The organism is Flavobacterium sp. LC2016-13, from assembly GCF_009707955.1.
In the GTDB taxonomy this organism is placed as follows: domain Bacteria; phylum Bacteroidota; class Bacteroidia; order Flavobacteriales; family Flavobacteriaceae; genus Flavobacterium.
Genome location: NZ_WMDQ01000012.1, coordinates 138313 through 159145, shown reverse-complemented (window position 1 = coordinate 159145; position 20833 = coordinate 138313). Strand labels below are relative to the sequence as shown.

Below are 20833 nucleotides of genomic sequence, written 5' to 3'. Positions count from 1 at the left end.
AATGTTTTTTGGATTCTTTTGGCTTCTATTAGTCTTTATGTAGTATTGAAAAGACAAAAAAATAGTAATAATAATCGAAAACCCATTTAAAGCAAAGAAGCCGTCTCATTATATTTTGTGACGGCTTCTTTTATTGTTTTTTTATAACTATTTCAACTTACTTGGGGTATATCCAAAATATTTTTTAAATGCTACTGTAAAGTGTTGTGGATTTTTATATCCAACTTCATAAGCAACTTCCGAAATATTCACACCTTTTTTTAAAAGGATTTCCTTTGCTTTTTCCATTTTAATACGGGTTAGATATTGAAATATAGGCTCACCGTAAATGTGTTTAAAATTTCGATTTAATTTATTTCGATTTATTCCAACTTCAAGTGCCAATTCTTCGACGGTAATTGATGTTTGAATATTTTTGTGTAGTATTGTTTCAACTCTAGTTATTTGTTCTTGTTCAATTCCGCTTAAATATACTAGTGAATTTAGTTCTTCTTTATCATTGATTTTAGAAAACATATATTGAAATATCTTAATTATCTCCGATTCCCAATACACTAAATCTACTTCTTTCTTTTGTGAATTTTTAATTATATTTTCAATAACACTTTTCAAAACTTTGGGAATACTTTCTGATTTTTCCCACATTTTAAAAGAAATCTTTTCTCTTAATGCTATTCCAAAAGATCCACTTATTTTATGAAAATCATTTTTAAAAATTTTTCGTATAAAATCCTCTCCACATTCTATTTCTACAGTACTTCTTACTACTGGATGCAGAGTTAGTATACCATCTATTTTAGGTAAATAAAAAAAATTGTATTGACCCTCTTCTATTACAATTGCTTTTTCATTTTGATTGGTTGGTTGGTAATCCATCTTTCCTCCAAGTTGGAAATGGATTTTAATAAATGGAAAATCTTGTTTGATGTCAATTATCAAGGGAGCTGTGAGATTAAAATCAGTTATTGACACAACTGCTCCGTCCAGAATAATCTGCTTATTTGCCATATTTTAAAGTCTTATGTATTGAAAACGAATTTAATTTTTTTTGTATGAATAGTTTCTAACATATTCAAATGCGTAGGGAATAATGCGTTTTGCGTTGGTTTTTATTGGTGCTGGTATTATAATTTTGCATTTAATTTTTATTTAAACTAAATAAAAGCAAATATACGTAAAACAAGCAGTTTTTTGTTTTATGTATTTGTTTTTTAAACCCTTGATTTTCATTTATAATGAATTCTAATAGAAAATACACATTTATTATTTTTACAATTTTGTCTATTCAATTGTCATTGGCACAAAATAAAATTCAGAACGATTCCATTAAAAATAATTTACTAAAAGAAATTGTTGTAAAAGGAAAGTCTAAATCGGAAATAGTAAGTGAACAAGCCATAAAAGCGGATGTAATTACTACAAAAAACATCCAAAACGAAGCATCAACACTTACTGAAATTATAAATAGAACTTCAGGAATCAGGGTAAGGCAAGTAGGTGGTTTGGGGTCTAATGCCAATGTTTTTATAAATGGTTTTCAGGGAAAAGCTGTCAAATATTTTAAAGATGGAATTCCGCTGGATTATCTAGGTTCAGGCTTTAATATCAATATCGTGCCTGTGGCTATTCTGGAAAGGGTTGAAATATATAAAGGAGTTTTGCCTACTTATTTGAGTGCCGATGCTATGGGAGGTGCCATAAATTTGGTTACAAAAAATAATTCAAAAAACTACCTTGATCTTTCCTACGAACTGGCTTCCTTTAACACCCATCGAGCTACGTTTAACACTCTTTATATAATTCCAAAGACTTCTTTTTTTGTTGGTTTTGATGGTTTTTTTAATCATTCAGACAATAATTATAAAGTGAATGTAAAAATAGTTGACCCTTTTACCCGAAACTTAAAAGATGTAACTGTAAACCGATTTCACGATGATTACACTAATTATTATGGAGAATTTTTTGGTGGAATTACCAATTCAAAATGGGCAGATTTGTTTAGAATTGGCATAACTTATTTTGATATAGACAAACAAGAACAACACGGAGCATCAATGGCAGAACCTTTTGGACAAGTAGTTACAAAGCAAAAATCGTTTGTACCAACACTATTGTATAAAAAGAAATTCTGGAATCAAAAAGCCTATTTTAGTCAGTTTTTGGCATTAAGCAAACTAAACGCGACCCGAATAGATACTTGTCATTGCACTTATGACTGGAACGGTAACCGAATTGACAACCCAGCCCGACAAGGCGAAGCCGATTCTGATGGTTCTTTGTCGAATATTGATTTTAAAAATTTTGTATCCAGAACATATTTTAGTTATTCCTTAAATCCCTCACAAAAAATAGATGCCAATTTGGTTTACACCACTTATGACCGAATAGGAAATGATCCTTTTGGAAGTCGCTATCTTTATTCTGGTCGTGATATTTTGACCGTCCCTGCGGGTTATGACAAATTGGTGGGAGCAGTTGGACTGGAATCCAAAATCAAAGAAAAGTTTAGCAATACTTTTATTCTAAAATATTATTATTTCAAAACTAATGGAACCGATGCGCTTTTTGCAAGTCCTACCGAAGAGCAAGTTAGTAATTCGAGTCATCGATTTGGTATTGCCGAGGCTATAAAATATAACCTAACCGAAAATTCATTTTTTAGAATTTCGGGAGAATATGCTACAAGACTGCCTGAAAACTCGGAGGTATTTGGGGATGGATTGTTTGAAATGTCAAATTTTAACCTTAAACCAGAGCAAAGCATCAATCTCAATTTAGGCTATCGAACACAAAAAATGCAACGCTATTTACTAGAGATTAATACTTTTTTTAGACGAGCGACCGATATTATTGTGCAAGTACCCACCAATGTGATTTTTCTTCAGCATCAAAATTTTGATAAAGTTAAAGGCTTTGGGCTGGAAGCCGATGCCACTATTAATTTAAAAAAATGGTTGATTTTTGGAATCAACTTTACCTATCAAGATCTTCGTTTGTTTGGGATTACTAATCCTAATGTCAAATTTTTAGAAGATTCAAGAGTTAGAAACACGCCTTACTTTTTTGGAGGTGCAAGTCTTAAAACCATTCACAAAAATGTCTTTAAAGCTAACGATGCCCTGCAAGCGTATTGGTATTATAATTATGTAAACGAGTTCTACTTGGAACCCATACCAAAAAACAGAGAAGCAAAAGGTTTTTTAGGCATTGGAAGCAAAGCCAATATTGATTCAGAATTAGCAATCCCTAATCAAAACCTGCATACCATTGGACTTAATTATTCCCTTAACAATGACAGGCAAAGTTTTGGCATAGAAGTAAAAAACCTATTTGATGCCAATCTTTATGACAATTTCAAAATACAAAAAGCAGGACGAAGCCTCCATTTTAAAGCAAGATTTTCAATTTTTTAATATTTTATAACAATCAATAATCAAACAATGAAAAAAACAATTCTTAAATTCTCGATTGCTTGCCTAGCAAGTCTTATACTATTTTCGGCTTGCAGTAAAGACGATGATCAAGCCACAACAGCAGACACTTCTAATTTTGTAGTTGTTTCTGCCTTAATCACCTCTCCATATTCAGGTTATATAACTTCATTTGGTTCTACAATTCCGAGCGGTACAATCTCGAATGTAAAAGGAACTTCAAAGCAGGCACAATGGCTGGTAGGTATTCGCCAATTTGGAAAATACATTTATAGATTTCATAATGCATCAGGCGAAAGAGGTATCACAAAATATAGCGTAGATGCTACTACTCAAACCTTTAAAGAAGAAGGCTACATTGCAACCGATAAAAGTATTTTTGGGTCTGGTCAGCACGTAATTGTAAACGAAACAACTGGTTTCTATTTTGACCCAGCACTCGGATTACTAAAAATTCAAAAATTCAATCCAACTACAATGCAACGTACTGGAGAGCTTGATTTTACAGCTAAACTACAAGATGCCACTAAAGAATTTGTTAGCCTTGGTCAAACTATGATGATGGTAAAAGAAGGAAAACTCTATGCCAATATTCATTATGGTACAACTGCCAGAAAAGGCTATCTTGATTCTAAAGACGGTATTATTCGATTGGCAGTGATTGATATTGCCACTGGAAATCTAGACAAAATAATAACCTTTGATACAGGCAACAAAATTGTACAAACGGGTTGGTTTTTTGAGAATCCAATGTGGGATTTAGGCGATGATGGTCATCTTTATTTTTGCGATATGGCTGGTATTGGATCTGGCGGTTCTAGTTTACACCGTATCAAAAAAGGAGAAACAGAAATCGATGCTAATTGGATGATAAAAATGGATGACATTACCAAAAACGGATTCTTTCATAACATTTTAGTTCGCAATGGCAAGATTTATACTCGTATTCCAAACGAAGGAATAAAACCAGACTTCTCTAATATTGGTAATGAAATTTGGGAGTACAGTACCATTGATGTAAACACAAAAGCAGTTCAAAAAATTACAGGTGCACCCATTGTATCATTCAACGGAAATGCTAATGCAATTGTAGAAATAGACAAACAAATTTACTTGATGGTCGAAAACAAAACGCAAAACATCAATGGTTTCTTTAAAGTAAACGGCACAACTGCAACGCAATCTTTTCAGGTTTCTGAAGGCGGCAGTATTTGTGGTTTTGCAAAATTATAATAGCTATAATTTGGGATACTTTTTGGGTATCCCTTTTTATTTTTCCAAAACAAAAATTAGTCAATTAAAAACATGAATAACACCATCAAAATCAGCTTCTTTTGGGCACTAATAGTGCTTGCTCTCAATTTTCATACACAATACGAACTTCGAGGATTATTTTTTGGAGAAGAAATCAAAATAGCAGGAGCAACAGGTACAATGCCATATTCTTTGCACTATTTCACTTTGTTAGTAAACATAGTACCATTATTTTTTAGTCTTTTGACACTCTATTTAAACCATAAAGTTTTTAAAATAATCTCGTTGCTTTATGCCAGTTTATTTTGCCTACTGAATGGTTTTCATTTTATTTCTACAACTATCGAAAGTTTATCGGATTTATCGCAAATTGGTTTACTCGCTTTTGTTTTAGTTTCCAATGTTTTATTAGTGCTTGAATTGTTTAAATGGTATAAAAATGATGTTCTAGTATCATAATTTGCATAAGTCAGTATATCCAATATAACCCAGTTTTACAGTTTATCATTTTATTTTACCGTTGTGTTAGCAACGAATATATGATTTTTGTTTAGCTGGGTTATGTTTTTTTTGAACAAAACAATATTATGTTGGTAAATTTATTAAAAAAACTATCCTAAATAAGACCACTTGGAATAGTAATAATAAACCAATTGCTATTTTGGAAAATTTAAAGGCAACTTTCACCATTGACAACGTTTTCAGTAGATAATCAATAGCATTCCAAATTAAGCGCAAACTATGTTTTCGTTTTCTATTAACAAAATCTAAAGTTTTTTCTATAAATTGCCACTGGTTTTCTGTTCAATCGATTGGATACATCTTTTTTTGTTTAGTCACTACAAAAAGACAAATTTCAATCGGTTTCTTTAATCTAATAAACTTTATTTATTTTACATTTTTAAACAGGCTCTTATTTGAAACCTTTTTCTTCATACCCATTCCCAAACCTGTAATTAAGTATAATCCCATGCGTATTGATGTTGTTGTATTGTTTTAGGGCGTAGCTATAATTGTATAATAATTTAAAATTAGTCCCTAAATGAAATCCTGCTAACAAATTGATGGTTTCACTGGTACGGTATCCAGCTCCAAACTCTACCTTATTCAAATAATTGATAATTACATTACAATCAATTTGAAGTGGCGCTCCCGAAACATATTTGACCAACACACTTGGATTAACCAATACTTCCTCTAATTGTGTGGTAAAAAAGCGATAGCCAAAATAACTATAATACGGATTTTTAAAATTGATATTTCGCTCGGACGATAAGGAGTTTCCTAATACATTGGGAGCAGAAATTCCCCAATAAATACGATCCCTATTATATAAAACACCAACCCCAACAGTAGGAATAAAAGCATTAGTATTGTTTTGAAATTCAGGGTCATTTTCAATTTTCAAGCTCAGTAAATCCTCGCTATACATGGTGCCACCCGCACTAACTCCAAACGACAAAACATTGGGGTCATAAGCCCACCACCTGCCTTGACCATATTCAGAATCAAAGAAAATTTTATAGGCATAAGCCCCAAAAAAGCTAGTGGCTGTTGTAACTCCTATTTCGTCGGTTGCAATACCGCCTGCCAAGCCCAAATGCTTGGAACGAAGCGGAGCGTTTACAGTTAATCCCATGTTTTTAGGACTTCCTTCAACCGAATTAAAAAAACCAGTGTTTATCAAAGTTACATCTACATCTTCATAATATCCTGCATGGGCAGGATTAATCACTACAGTATTGTAACTGTAATTTGAAAATACGGGCGTTTGTTGTGCAAAAACCAAACTGATTTGCGTGCTAAACAAAATTACAATAGTTCGTCTGAAATTTTTATGAATCATTATTTATCGTTTTAATACCAAGAATCCCTTGGTTTTATTAAGATGATGTGTACCGTTTATTTTAATATCAAAAAAGTAAGTTCCTTCGGGTAAAACATCAGCTCCCATACTTCGTTTTTTATTAGCAATACCACTAAACACATTGGTGGTATTGTTGTAATTTTCGATATAAAAAACCAAATCTCCCCATCGGTTGTAAATAGAAACTTGGTTGTCTGGATGCTCTTCTATGCTATCTATTTTCCAAAAATCGTTTATACCATCGTCGTTTGGAGAAATGCCATATTTGGTATCGTCTTTTGGGGCTGGCTCTACAAAAACTGTAACTTCATCGGTTGCCAAACATCCCTCGGAACTGGTAAAATTGATAGTATAAGTAGTAGTTTCTAATGGACTCACAACAAACAAATTGTTCAATCCTATTGCTCCATTCCATTCAAAACTTCCAGTTGTTGATGCGTTTGCTTCCAATTGAGTGCTCTCACCTTCTTTTATGTAAACATCATTCCCAGCATTTACCGAAACGGTTGTAGCGGTTACCACAAAACTACATTTTGAAAAATTACCACTCTTATCCGTAGCCGTCATTTCTACAATCATTCCACTTACAAAAGCACTTCCTTTTGCTGGATTTTGCGTAATCGTTACCGATGAATCGCAATTGTCCGACACCGAAATTAAAGGAATATAATCCGGAAGTGTAGCCTTGCAAAACAGGATTTGATTGCCTATACAATTGATAATAGGCTTGGTAGTATCGGCAATAGTTACAGTCTGATTTTGTTGCAATGAATTAACCCCATCCGAATACGTCCAAGTTACCGTTGTCGAAGCCGTGATTGGGAAAACTGCATTTGTTGTTGCTGTGATTGTTCCCGCACAAGCATCCGTAGCGGTTGGTGCGGTCAAAGTCGCAACCGAACATTGGGCGTTTATAGTTGGCAAAGTCGCCACATCAGCAACTGGAGCCGTGGTATCGGCAATGGTTACAGTCTGGTTTTGTTGCAAAGAATTTACCCCATCCGAATACGTCCAAGTTACCGTTGTCGAAGCCGTGATTGGGAAAACTGCATTTGTTGTTGCTGTGATTGTTCCCGCACAAGCATCCGTAGCGGTTGGAGCGGTCAAACTCGCAACCGAACATTGGGCGTTTATAGTTGGCAAAGTCGCCACATCAGCAACTGGAGCCGTGGTATCGGCAATAGTTACAGTCTGGTTTTGTTGCAATGAATTAACCCCATCCGAATACGTCCAAGTTATGGTTGTCGAAGCCGTGATTGGGAAAATAGCATTGGTTGTCGCTGTGATTGTTCCCGCACAATTGTCCGTAGCTGTTGGTGCGGTCAAAGTCGCAACCGAACATTGGGCGTTTATAGTTGGCAAAGTCGCCACATCAGCAACTGGAGCCGTGGTATCGGCAATAGTTACAGTCTGGTTTTGTTGCAATGAATTAACCCCATCCGAATACGTCCAAGTTATGGTTGTCGAAGCCGTGATTGGGAAAATAGCATTGGTTGTCGCTGTGATTGTTCCTGCACAATTGTCCGTAGCTGTTGGTGCGGTCAAACTCGCAACCGAACATTGGGCATTGACAGTTGGCAAAGTCGCCACATCAGCAATTGGAGCCGTGGTATCGGCAATAGTTACAGTCTGATTTTGTTGCAATGAATTAACCCCATCCGAATACGTCCAAGTTACCGTTGTCGAAGCCGTGATTGGGAAAATAGCATTGGTTGTCGCTGTGATTGTTCCTGCACAATTGTCCGTAGCGGTTGGAGCGGTTAAACTCGCAACCGAACATTGGGCATTTATGGTTGGCAAAGTCGCCACATCGGCAACTGGAGCGGTAGTATCGGCAATGGTTACGGTTTGATTTTGTTGCGATGAATTAACACCATCCGAATACGTCCAAGTTACCGTTGTGGAAGCTGTGATTGGAAACACCGTGTTGGTTGTCGCTGTGATTGTTCCCGCACAATTGTCCGTAGCGGTTGGTGCTGTCAAACTCGCAACCGAACATTGGGCATTTATGGTTGGCAAAGTCGCCACATCGGCAACTGGAGCGGTAGTATCGGCAATGGTTACGGTTTGGTTTTGTTGCGATGAATTAATCCCATCCGAATACGTCCAAGTTATGGTTGTCGAAGTCGTGATTGGGAACACTGCATTGGTTGTTCCAACAATACTTCCTGCACAATTGTCCGTAGCTGTTGGAGCGGTTAAACTCGCAACCGAACATTGAGCGTTTACAGTTGGCAAGGTCGAAATAGCAGCAACTGGAGCGGCGGTGTCGGCAATCGTAATGGTTTGGTTTTGTTGGGATGAATTAACCCCATCCGAATACGTCCAAGTTATGGTTGTGGAAGCCGTGATTGGGAACACTGCATTGGTTGTTGCCGTGATTGTTCCTGCACAATTGTCCGTAGCTGTTGGAGCGGTTAAACTCGCAACCGAACATTGAGCGTTTACAGTTGGCAAGGTCGAAATAGCAGCAACTGGAGCGGTAGTATCGGCAATAGTTACAGTTTGGTTTTGTTGCGATGAATTAACCCCATCCGAATACGTCCAAGTTACCGTTGTGGAAGCCGTGATTGGGAACACTGCATTGGTTGTTGCTGTGATTGTTCCTGCACAATTGTCCGTAGCGGTTGGAGGAGTTAGGCTTGTAACCGAACATTGGGCATTGATAGTTGGCAAAGTCGAAATAGCAGCAACTGGAGCGGTAGTATCGGCATCATCAATCAATTGTTTTGAAGTTCCATCCGAAGCTGTACAACCCAAATAATTGATTTTGAAATCATCATAAATTTCAGCTGTTAACCCGGTCAAAATAAATCCGTTTGATACAACAGAAACATTGGCTGTAGTTGCTGTGCCTCCTTTGGTGTACTGCAAAGAATAGCTTCCGTCAACTAAATTGGTGGTTGCAAAATTAATTTTTCCATCCGTACCCAAACAAGTTGTTGGGTTGTTGTGTGTGCCTGCGGTTAGCGTCATATTACAATTCAAATACGTAAAAGGTACTATATAAGTACAAGCGCCTCCGTTAGGTGTAATTTTAGTATACAATGTTTGCGAACCAGTAGGTAAAGTTACCAAAGGTGTAAAAGTATTAGGAGCAGTAAATGTCCCTGCCGATGTAGTAGCGGTGGCATTGCTAAAAATACCATCGATGGTACCGTTATACGTACCGCCATAAGTAAAAATAGGAGTTGGTGTATTATTAACAATTACAGAGCTAGTAGCACTATTGACAACCGTACCTGTTTTAGTGCCATAGTTTAAAACACCATTATTAGTAAATGTTCCTGTATTGGTTAAAACATTGGTTATTTGAATAAGCCCTACGTTAGTAGTTGTACCTCCATTTTGGTAGTCTCCAGCACTCATTACAATTTTTCCACAAGCCAAGTTGCTAATTGTAGCTCCAGTTGGATTAGTAATTCCAACACCAGCGGCAACATTAATTGTTCCATCGTTAATTAAACTAGATGTAGCGTTAAAAGTTAAACAATATCCTCCTTCTGTATAATTTATTGTTCCGTGGTTGGTTAGGTTTAGTACAGATGTATTTGTTCCTCTAAAATTACCATTAAATACCCCAGTGCTTTCATTAGTAAAAGTTAACAGCGATGTGTATTGAGAATCAATTCCAAATGAGCTATTTGCATTTATAACACCTCGATTCGTAATTGTTACTGAGGCTGATCCCGTAGTTACAATCCCAAATCCACTGCCTGTACCTACGTTTATTGCCCCCTCGTTGATTATTGAAGCTCCATTGCCCTGTATGATTATATAATTAGGTTGTGCACTGGTGTTTATATTTAATATTCCCCCAGTATTTACGGTTAAAACACTAGCCCCATTGATATACATTTCTTTGGCTACCGCTGTTGTACCATTCAATACAATAGGGTCATTGGCTACATCATTTATAATTACTTGGTTGGTTACTGTAGGTATTCCATTAGGTGTCCAGTTGCAAGGATTACTCCAGTCATTGCTTACAACGCCGTTCCAGGTCATATTTTCGATTGCGGTTGCTATTTGGGAGCAAGTACCTATAATTCCCGTACCCTGTATAGCAAACGTATAACTGCCTTCATCGGCATCATTGTTGGCAATAGAAACGGTTGCTGCGCGTGTGCCTAATGCCGATGGATCGAAAGTAACTACAAAAGTAGTTGTTCCTGTGGTAGCAGCTACTGGCGATGTTGGTTGGGTTGTTATTGTAAAATCGCTCGCATTGGTTCCGCTGATGGTTACTAGTGGTGTTCCGCTTAGGTTTAAAGCACCAGCTCCTGTATTTTCGATAGTAAAAGTTCTTGCGATAGTGCCTGAAGCGACCTCTGTCGAACCAAAATCGGTGTGGTTGGCAAGAGTTGGTGTGGTATTGTTATTGGCAATAGTTGTGGCATTGCCTGTAATGTTGATTTCGGGTGTACAAGCTGTGCCTGCATCTATAATCGTCCAGCCCTTGCCTCCTGTAGCTATTGATTGAACCAAATTGGCTCTATCGGCTGCCGAAGCACAGTATTTTAAGTTTGTTGCTCCTAGTGATTTGCCTGTTATAGTGCCTGCATTAAAACCAGTTAGTGTAGCATCGTAGTTGGCTACGTCCATACCGCAGTTGTTTAGCATACTATTCAAAATAACCGCAGTATTAAATTTTGTTCCCCAAGAGGCTAGACTTTGATTGAAAGCCGTAGCATCTTGAAACATTTCAAACATATTGGTAACCTTTCCTATATTCCAAGAAGTAATGTTTTGATTGAAAGCCGTTGCTCCTTGAAACATAGAACCCATATTGGTAACTTCGGCTACATTCCAAGAAGTAATGTTTTGATTAAAAGCCGTCGCTTCTTTAAACATAGATCTCATATGGGTAACTTTCTCCACATTCCAAGAAGTAATGTTTTGATTGAAAGCTGTTGCTCCTTCAAACATAGAACCCATAAAGTTAACATTTCCTACATCCCAGGAACCAATGTTTTGATTAAAAGCAGTCGCTCCTTTAAACATAGATCTCATATTGGTAACATTAGTAACATTCCAAGAGCCAATGTTTTGATCGAAAGCTTTGGCATTACTAAACATAACACTCATATCAGAAACAGAACCCACATTCCAAGAAGTAATGTTTTGATTAAAAGCCGTAGCTCCAGAAAACATATTGCTCATATTGTTTACAGCACTAACATCCCAACTATTTATATTTGCAGGACCATTAAGTGCAATACAGTCGGCAAACATAAACCTCATATTGGTAACCGCCGATAAATTAGGAATGTCTATAGCTGTACTATTCAAATTGTTGCAACCAAAAAAAGCATCTTGCATAGATGTCCAAGCTACATCGCCCCATTGTTTTATATCGATTAAACGTAGGTTGTCTAAATCATTATTAATGACAATATGCTTAAAATTGGTTTTGTCAATGCTTAAATCGATACTACCATTTGTAGGTAAGCCCGCTATTGTAGCCGATGTGCCTGTAAAAGATCCCGAACCTATTGCACCGCCGCCGCCCACTTCTTGCCAAGTGTAGTGTACAGTACCTGAAGTTTCTATGCCAAAACTAATTTCGTTTGCACCAGTTCCTGCTTTAGACAAATCCCAACGCGTGATGAAAGGATTGCTAGATAAAGTAGCTGTACCCTGTATAGCAAACGTATAACTGCCTTCATCGGCATCATCGTTGGCAATAGAAACGGTTGCTGTGCGTGTGCCTAATGCCGATGGATCGAAAGTAACTACAAAAGTACTATTTCCCGAGGCATTTATTGGGTTTGTAGGCTGGGTAGTTACTGTAAAATCGCTCGCATTGGTTCCGCTGATGGTTACTAGTGGTGTTCCGTTTAGGCTTAAAGCACTAGCTCCTATGTTTTCAATAGTAAAAGTTCTTGCGATAGTGCCTGAAGCGACATTTGTCGAACCAAAATCGGTGTGATCGGCAGGTGTTGGTGTGGCATTGTTATTGGCAATAGTAGTGGCATTGCCTCTAATATTAATTTCGGGAACACAAGTAGCACTCAAGGCATCGCCAGAAATCGTCCAGCCCTTGCCGCCTGTGGCTGTTGGTTTAACCAAATTGGCTCTATCGGTTGCCGAAGCACAGTATTTTAAGGTTGTTGCTCCTAATGATAAACCGGTTACGGTACCAGCATTAAAACCGGTAAGTGTAGCATCGTAGTTGGCTACGTCCATACCGCAGTTGTTTAGCATATTTGTCAAAGCAACCGCGGTGTTAAATTTTGCACCCCAAGTCCCTAGGCTTTGATTGAAAGCCGTGGTTCCAGAAAACATATTGTACATATCGGTAACTGCCCCCACATTCCAAGAACCAATGTTTTGATTGAAAGCTGTAGCTCCAAAAAACATAGCCGACATATTGGTAACATTCCCTACATTCCAAGAACCAATGTTTTGATTGAAAGCCGTGGCTTGATAAAACATAGCCGACATATTGGTAACATTGGCTACATTCCAAGAATTAATATCTTGATTGAAAGCCGTTGCTCCATAAAATACAGCAAACATATTGGTAACATTGGCTACATTCCAAGAACCAATATTTCCATTGAAAGCCGTGGCATTTCGAAACATTTGAGTCATATCCGTAACCCCCGACAAATTAGGCACATCGGTAGCGGTGCTGTTTAAATTGATACATCCCCTAAAAGCAAATTGCATATTCTCCCAAGCAATGTTTCCCCATTGGTTTATGTTGAGTATTTTGTTTCTATCTCCAGCCGCATTAAAAAATATTCTAGGAAAAGCCCCTCGAATGGCTACGGTATAAGTGCCTGCTGTGCCGTAATCGTGGGTTACGTTTCCTGTAATTCCTGTTTGCTCAAAAACGCCATCGTTGTTCCAATCTACATCATAATTATAACCAGTGCCAAAAGTAGGAATGGTTATAGAGGTGGCGTTGGAAGAACCTGCACTTACATTATCGGTTTTCCAGGTGGTAATAAATGATTTAAAGTTATTGTATATAAAAGGCACCACATAACTACAGCTTCCTCCGCTAGGGGTGATTTTGGCATACAATGTTTGCGAAACAGTAGGCAATGTTCCCAAGGGTACAAAGGTATTAGGAGCCGTAAATGTCCCTGCCGATGTCGTAGCGGTAGCATTGCTAAAAATACCATCGATGGTGCCATTAAATATACCGCCATAGGTAAAAATAGGCGTTTGTGCATTATTAACAAGTACAGAACCAGCTGTACTATTGGCAACAGTACCTGTTTTACTACCATAATTTAAAACACCATTGTTGGTAAATGTGCCTGTATTGGTTAAAGCATTGGTTATTTGAATAAGTCCTGCGTTGGTGGTTGTACCTCCATTTTCATAATCTCCAGCAGTCATTATAATTTTTCCGCAAGCTAAGTTGGTAATCGTCCCTCCAGTTGCATTAGAAATTCCTAATCCAACAGTAAGATTGATTGTTCCGCTATTAACAACTGAATAGCCAGTGTAACCCGGCATGAAATTAATCCCTATTCCTGTTGTATTGAAAGTTATTGTTCCCGAATTGGTAAAAGTTTGGTTGTTGTTGTAAAGAATTAGTCCTTGTGGGCTATTAACAACCGATGTTCCATTATTTGTAAATGCTGCATTAGCTCTATTCAAATTTAGACCATAACTGTTAGAAGTAATGGTTAAATTACCATTATTTGTTAGTGTTGCACTAGGATAAATACCAATACCATCTATAGCACTAGAACTTGGAGATGTTTCGGTTATAGTTAAATTTCCTGTGCTACTTATTGTTAAAATAGATGCGGTATTTAGAAAAATATTTTTGGCAACGGCAGTAGTTGATACAATAGGATCGTTGGCTACATTATCTATGATTATTAGGTTGGTTGCCGTTGGCACACCATTGGGAGTCCAGTTGCAAGGATTACTCCAGTCATTGTTTGCAATTCCGTTCCAAGTCATATTATCGGTAGCGGTCGCAACTTGTGTGCAAACGCCTGTTCCTGTGCCTTGAATAGCAAACGTATAAGGATTCTCGTTGGTATCATTATTGGCAATAGAAAGAGTTGCAGTACGCAAGCCTACTGTTGGTGGATCAAAAGTAACCACAAAAGTAGTTGTTCCTGTGGTAGGAGCTATTGGCGAAGTAGGCTGGGTTGTTATTGTAAAATCGGCTGCATTGGCACCAGTAATAGCTACTTTTGGAGTGCCCGATAAGTTCAAAGGAGCAATTGCTGTATTTTCGATAGTAAAAGTTCGTGCAATAGTACCCGAAGTAAAAGCTACCGAACCAAAATCGGTGTGGTCGGTAGTAGATGGACTGGTGTCATTATTTAGGATCGTGTTCCCGTTTCCTTTTAAATTGATTTCCGAAACGCATCCACTGCTAAGATTGTCGCCAGTAATAGACCAACCCTTGCCTCCGCTAGTTGTGGGCAAAATAAGATTGGTTCTTTCTGTCGTTGCAGCACAATACTGTAATCCAGATGCTCCCAAGGATTTGCCAGTAACGCTGCCTGAATGAAAACCAATTAAGGTAGCATCATAGTTGGCAAGGTTAAGACCACTTGCGTCTAATAAATTGGCGATAGTAACATTTGCATTAAACTTGGTTCCCCAAGCGGCCAAACTTTGATTAAAAGCTGTCGCTTCTTTTAGCATTGTATTCATATCTGTAACCGCCGAAATATTCCAACTTCCAATATTTTGATTAAAAGTACTTGCTTTGGTAAACATAGAACTCATATTGGTAACCGCAGACACATTCCAATTGCTTATATTTTGATTGAAAGCTGTAGCTTGATAAAACATATCTTTCATACTGCTTACATTGGCTACATTCCAACTATTGATATTGGTAGGAGCATTCAACGTACTGCAATTGTTAAACATACTTTCCATAGCGCTTACGCCACTCAAATTTGGAATGTCTGTTGCCGAAATAGTCAAATTGCTGCAACCATAAAAAGCAGCTTGCATCGATGTCCAGGCTACACCGCCCCATTGTTTTATATCTGCTAACCGCAGTTTGTTTGTGCCATTAGAAATTGCTATTTGTCTAAAATTGGTTTTATCAATGCTCAAATCGATAATGGCGTTTGTAGGCAAACCAGTAATTACAGCCGACGAACCCGAGAATGAACCCGAACCAGTTGCACCGCCACCACCTACTTCTTGCCAGGTGTAATGCACGTTGCCCACAGTAGATGCACCAAAACTAATTTCGTTTGCACCAGACCCTGCTTTAGACAAATCCCAACGCGTGATGAAAGGATTACTAGATAAAGTAGCTGTACCTTGAATAGCAAACGTATAAGGGTTTTCGTCTGTATCATCATTAGCGATAGAAACGGTTGCTGTTCTTGTTCCTGCCAATAATGGATCAAAAGTAACTACAAAAGTGGTACTTCCATTGCCTGCTATTGGCGAAGTAGGTTGGGTTGTTACTGTAAAATCTCCTGCATTTGTGCCACTGATGGCTACTTTTGGAGTGCCGGTTAGGTTTAAAGGAGCAGTTGCTGTATTTTCGATAGTAAAGGTTCGTGCAATAGTACCCGAAGTAACATCTGCCGAACCAAAATCGGTGTGGTCGGCGCTGGATGGCGTGGTATCGGCATTGGTAATAGTGGTAGCATTGCCTCTAATGTTGATTTCTGGATTACAATTGTTTACAGTTACCGTTGTAGCTGTCGAGTTGGCTGATGCACAGGTTCCGTTTTGTACTACAGCTCTAAATTGAGTGGTTGCTGTTAAAACTCCCGAAGTATAAGAAGCAGTTGTATTAGCAATATCTGTCCAAATGGTAAAAGGACTTACCGATGACTGCCATTTGACTACTGTTCCTGTATGTCCAGTTAGACTCAACAAAGCACTTGTTGCTCCTGAACAAATAGTACCACCACCACCTACAGAACCGCCTACGGATGTTGGATCAGACAAAACTTTTGAAGTTGAAACAGAGCCAGTACAACCTCCACTTGTAATTGAAAAATCACTATACGTACCCGCTTTTAACCCCGATAAAGTAAATGAACTTGGAGAAGCCGTTACATTCTGTGGACTTGTTGTTGCGCCTGCTCCTGTGGCTGTAAAACTCAACGAATAGGTGCCACTTGGTAAATTTATGGTTGAAAAATCAATGCTACCGTTAGCTCCCGAACAAGTTGTTGGGTTGGTAACTGTGCCTGGAACGAGTACAATATTACAAGTTCCTGTACCTTGTATAGCAAAGGTATAAGGATTCTCGTCGGTATCATTATTGGCAATAGAAACGGTTGCGGTTCTTGTTCCTGCTACTGATGGATTGAAAGTAACTACAAAAGTGGTATTCCCATTGCCTGCTATTGGCGATGTAGGCTGGGTGGTAACCGTAAAATCTCCTGAATCGAAGCCAATGATCGCTACTTTTGGAGTTCCTGTTAAATTTAAGCTTCCACTAGCTGTATTTTCTATGGTAAAAGTACGCGCTTGCGTTCCTGATGTTACCTCTACCGAACCAAAATAGGTATGGTCGGCAAGTGTTGTTGTGGTATCTGCATTTGCAATAGAGGTGTTATTTCCTTTGATGTTAATTTCGGGTAAGGCAGCAACTGTTTCATAAGCCCCTATATCGACTATTCCTTCCAAGGGTCTAGTAGCACCATCAAAATCAATGTTGGGCGCTCCTATATTGGTACCTGCGTTAATGGCTGGAGAACTAGAAGCCAAATGTAAATTACCCGTAGTAATAGGCGCACTTGCAAAAGCAGGTTGAGTTACAAATAAGGGATTCAAATTAATATTTCCTGTACCTGCATAACCGCCTTCTATAATGCTATAAGTAGCTGTTGTACTTCCTCCGTTGTTATTAAATATCGAGCTGTTACCCCAAATAATGCTGTTTTTGATAACAGGATTTGCGGTATTGTTTCGTATAACTCCTCCTACAACACCTGCTTTGTTACCGCTAAAACTACAATTGGTAATTACAGGAATCGAAGAACCTCCATTAGTTCCTGTATTAACCATTGCACCTCCATTATTAATAGCATCGTTACCGCTAAAAATACAGTTGGTAATTATTGGGCTACAAATGCCCGAATCGCCGTGGTTGTTCATAGCTCCACTATTGAACGAAGAAGAATTGCCTATAAACGAACAACGTTCTATGGTAGGGCTACTCTTGCCCGATGTGCCGTAATTTGCCAAGCCAGCACCACTATCACCAGCACGATTAGAAATAAAAATACAATTGATAATCGTCGGGCTAGCATCGCCTCCACCACTACCGTTATTATACATCCCGCCACCCAAAAAAGCACTACAATAGGTTATAGTACAATTTGCAATCAAAGGATTAGACGAATTTCCAGCGAATCCAGGGAACGAACCGTCATTATAAATGCCACCGCCATAGCCCGACAGCATATTACCATTTGTGTTATTAGCTCCCAAAATTCTAAAGCCATCCAACACCGTACTGCTATTGGCTGTTTCAAAAGTAACTATTCGATAACTATTGTCGGTTTGATTGCTAAAACCCGAATCATTACCATTCAAATCCCCCGAAAGTGTAGTAAGATTGGTCGTGCTGATTAGAGTCATATTTCTATCGGTCAAGGTACTTTCGGTTCCCGCAAATCCGCCATATACTTTTACTCCTGTTGGAATGTTAAAACTAAAGGTTTTGTCACTTGCGTGTGGTTTGTAAATACCAGCCGCTACCCATATTTCGTTTCCGCTAGATACTATGTTAATGGCACTTGTAATGTCTTTTTTGGCTGTAGCCCAACTATAACCATCGCCTAAGTTATCAGGCCTGCTTTGATTTACGTATACAATATTGCCAGCCGTAGCGCTACCTTGAATAGCAAATGTATACGGATTCTCGTCGGCATCATCATTAGCGATAGAAACGGTTGCTGTTCTTATTCCTGCTGCCGATGGATCGAAAGTAATCGCAAAAGTAGTTGTTCCGGTGGTAGCAGCTACTGGCGAAGTAGGTTGAGTTGTTACCGTAAAATCGGCTGCATTGGTTCCACTGATGGCTACTTTTGGAGTTCCAGTTAGGTTTAAAGCAACAGCTCCTGTATTTTCTATGGTAAAAGTTCGTACCACAGTTCCTGATGCTAGATTTACAGAGCCAAAATTGGTATGGTCGGCAGTACTCGGAGTTGCATCTCCACTCACAATCGAAACGTTATTGCCTTTCAGGTTAATTTCGGGTAGGCAAGCGTTCGAATTAATATAATAATGAGGTGTGCAATTTACTCTTCGATCAATAAAAGTTTGTCCAAAAGGGTAGGCTTTGCCTATTCCGCCATCAATACTCATATAGGCGTCTGATGCCAAAGTGGTATAAGTACCATTGGTGTAGCGCACTCCGGCAGGTATAATAGGATCATTGTTTGTAATATAAAATGCGTAAGTGGTATTGGCAGGAATAGGAATACTCAAAGCCAAAGGAATGGGTGTTGATTGATTTGTTCCTAAACTAGTTGCAGATGCACTTCCAGCAAGAGTCCAGGCCGCACCATTAGATTCTGACCCAACATAAGTGCCCGATTTGTAATATATTTCAAAAATACCCGTGCTAGTACCAATCAAATTCATATCAAAACTGGTAATGGTAATTGGTGTAGCACCCGTTACAATATTGAACATAACTCCTTTATTCGAGTTATTACTATTATAAGGTGTTGCCAACGACAAGCATTGCGCCTGCATTTGTGCCATAGCAACTAAAAATAACAATAGAGTGTACAATTTTTTCATAATAAGGGTATTTATAGTTGGGAATGCTATGGCTTTTTATTTTTTTGCAAAAGTTATGGTTTCAAAAACTATTTTGTTTTAGCAGTGTTTTGAAAGCGGATAAGGCTAGTTATTATAAAATTTCTAGCCACAAAATTGCATCAAAACAACAAGCAGGTGTTATCTCAAAATAGACTTTCTGTTCCTCATTTTGGACAAATTGGGTTGTCCTATCCCAGCAAAGCCGAAGAAAGGGCAGTCAAGACAGGATTTAGTGGCAAAACAATAATGAGATTTTCCTGTTTGCTTCTGGATTATTCTACTACAATTTTTTTAACGGTATGCGTTCCTTCGCTTTCCAAAAAGAGGTAGTACATCCCTTTTGAGAATGCTTCCATATTGAGGGTGCTGGATTGGGTTGCGGATGTAAATTTTGTTGTTTTCAAAAGTTTTCCTGAGGCATCATAAAGCGTTGCTTTTTCTAAAACAATATGGTCGATATGCAATTCGCCTTGGGTTGGATTGGGGTAGAGGCTCATTTTTTCGAAAACAGTTTCTGGTACTCCTAAGTTAGAACAGGCGGTGTTGTAGGTTGCTGTAGCATCTTTTTGAGTAGCCCAATTGGTGTTAAAATAAGCCACATCATCTACTTGAATGCAAGTTAAATTTGGGTTTGAAGTGGCATTAAATGAAGTAATAGAGGAACTAGTCCCATTTTTCAAGTTCAAACTCGTCAATTGATTGCTACGACAGAAAAATTCTTTTAAAGCGGTGTTGGTAGATATATCCAAACTTGTTATTTGATTTTCTTGACAATACAATCTAGTGAGTTTGGTGTTGGTGGTAACACTCAGACTTGTTAATTGGTTGGCATAGCAATAAAGAAAATTCAAATCGGGATTGGCAGTAAGATTCAAATTTGTTAATTTATTCGAATTGCAGTACAAATTATACAATACGGGATTTGTAGTAAAATCGATGTTTGATAATTGATTGGTTTCGCAATTCAAAGTAGCCAAATCGGTGCTTCCTGAAATATTCAGGCTTGTTAAGGCATTGTTGGAGCAATCTAAATAGTTCAATTTTTTGTTTTGAGAAACATCTAAACTAGTCAATAGGTTGTCTTGACAATACAAAGTGGTCAATTTGGTAAAATCCTGAATACCCGATAAATTACGGATACCGCTATTGGACACATTCAACAAAAATCGATTGGCTATATTGGCGGTCAAAACCTGTCCGTCGGCAACCCCTGAATCAATACCCAAGGCAATGAGTTTGTTTTCAAAATTAATATCGGGAATGGCGGTGTATTGTGCAAAACCAAATAGGGAGAATAGAAAAAAGAGTACCGATAATTTCATGATATTTTTGTTTTTTGATCCCGACAAAAGTCGGTCAAAAAACAAGGTATTGTGTTACTCATAATGGACTTTCTGTTCCTTGTTTTCGACATGGTGGGGATGGAGGGCTTATTTTTGCTGGGGTTTCTCAAAAAACAGTTGCTATCTGACCTGTATTACAAGATGTACTTTTGGTGAATTATTTAAAAAACAGAAAAAATCTGCGAAGTCTATGT

At 38.0% G+C, this 20833-nt stretch carries 7 protein-coding genes; 3 read left to right on the top strand and 4 right to left on the bottom strand.

Going from position 1 to position 20833, the window contains the following annotated elements; genetic code table 11:
• Positions 1–147 precede the first annotated feature (147 nt).
• Entirely contained in the window at positions 148–1008 is an 861-nt protein-coding gene (locus GKZ86_RS20895) for an AraC family transcriptional regulator (RefSeq protein WP_154784994.1), read from the bottom strand.
• Between the two features lie 227 nt (positions 1009–1235).
• On the opposite strand from GKZ86_RS20895, the gene GKZ86_RS20890 reads away from it, so the two are divergent.
• From GKZ86_RS20890 to GKZ86_RS20880, 3 genes are all read left to right on the top strand, one after another.
• The gene (locus tag GKZ86_RS20890) at positions 1236–3413 is read left to right on the top strand and encodes a TonB-dependent siderophore receptor (protein WP_154784993.1); all 2178 of its coding nucleotides are present in this window, start codon (positions 1236–1238) and stop codon (positions 3411–3413) included.
• Between the two features lie 27 nt (positions 3414–3440).
• On the top strand, positions 3441–4664 hold the full coding sequence (locus GKZ86_RS20885) for a hypothetical protein (protein WP_154784992.1): 1224 nt from the start codon (positions 3441–3443) through the stop codon (positions 4662–4664).
• Positions 4665–4736: 72 nt separating this feature from the next.
• Positions 4737–5144 (top strand): hypothetical protein, encoded by a 408-nt coding sequence (locus GKZ86_RS20880; protein ID WP_154784991.1) that lies wholly within the window; start codon positions 4737–4739, stop codon positions 5142–5144.
• Positions 5145–5598: 454 nt separating this feature from the next.
• On the opposite strand, the gene GKZ86_RS20875 is transcribed toward GKZ86_RS20880, so the two are convergent.
• The 3 genes from GKZ86_RS20875 to GKZ86_RS20865 form a co-directional block, all read right to left on the bottom strand.
• A complete protein-coding gene (locus GKZ86_RS20875; protein ID WP_154784990.1) occupies positions 5599–6531 on the bottom strand; it encodes a PorP/SprF family type IX secretion system membrane protein in 933 nt (310 codons plus the stop codon).
• Between the two features lie 3 nt (positions 6532–6534).
• Complete coding sequence (locus tag GKZ86_RS20870) at positions 6535–19275, bottom strand: BspA family leucine-rich repeat surface protein (protein WP_154784989.1); 12741 nt, start codon at positions 19273–19275, stop codon at positions 6535–6537.
• Positions 19276–19568: 293 nt separating this feature from the next.
• A complete protein-coding gene (locus GKZ86_RS20865; protein ID WP_154784988.1) occupies positions 19569–20618 on the bottom strand; it encodes a T9SS type A sorting domain-containing protein in 1050 nt (349 codons plus the stop codon).
• Between the last annotated feature and the right edge of the window lie 215 nt (positions 20619–20833).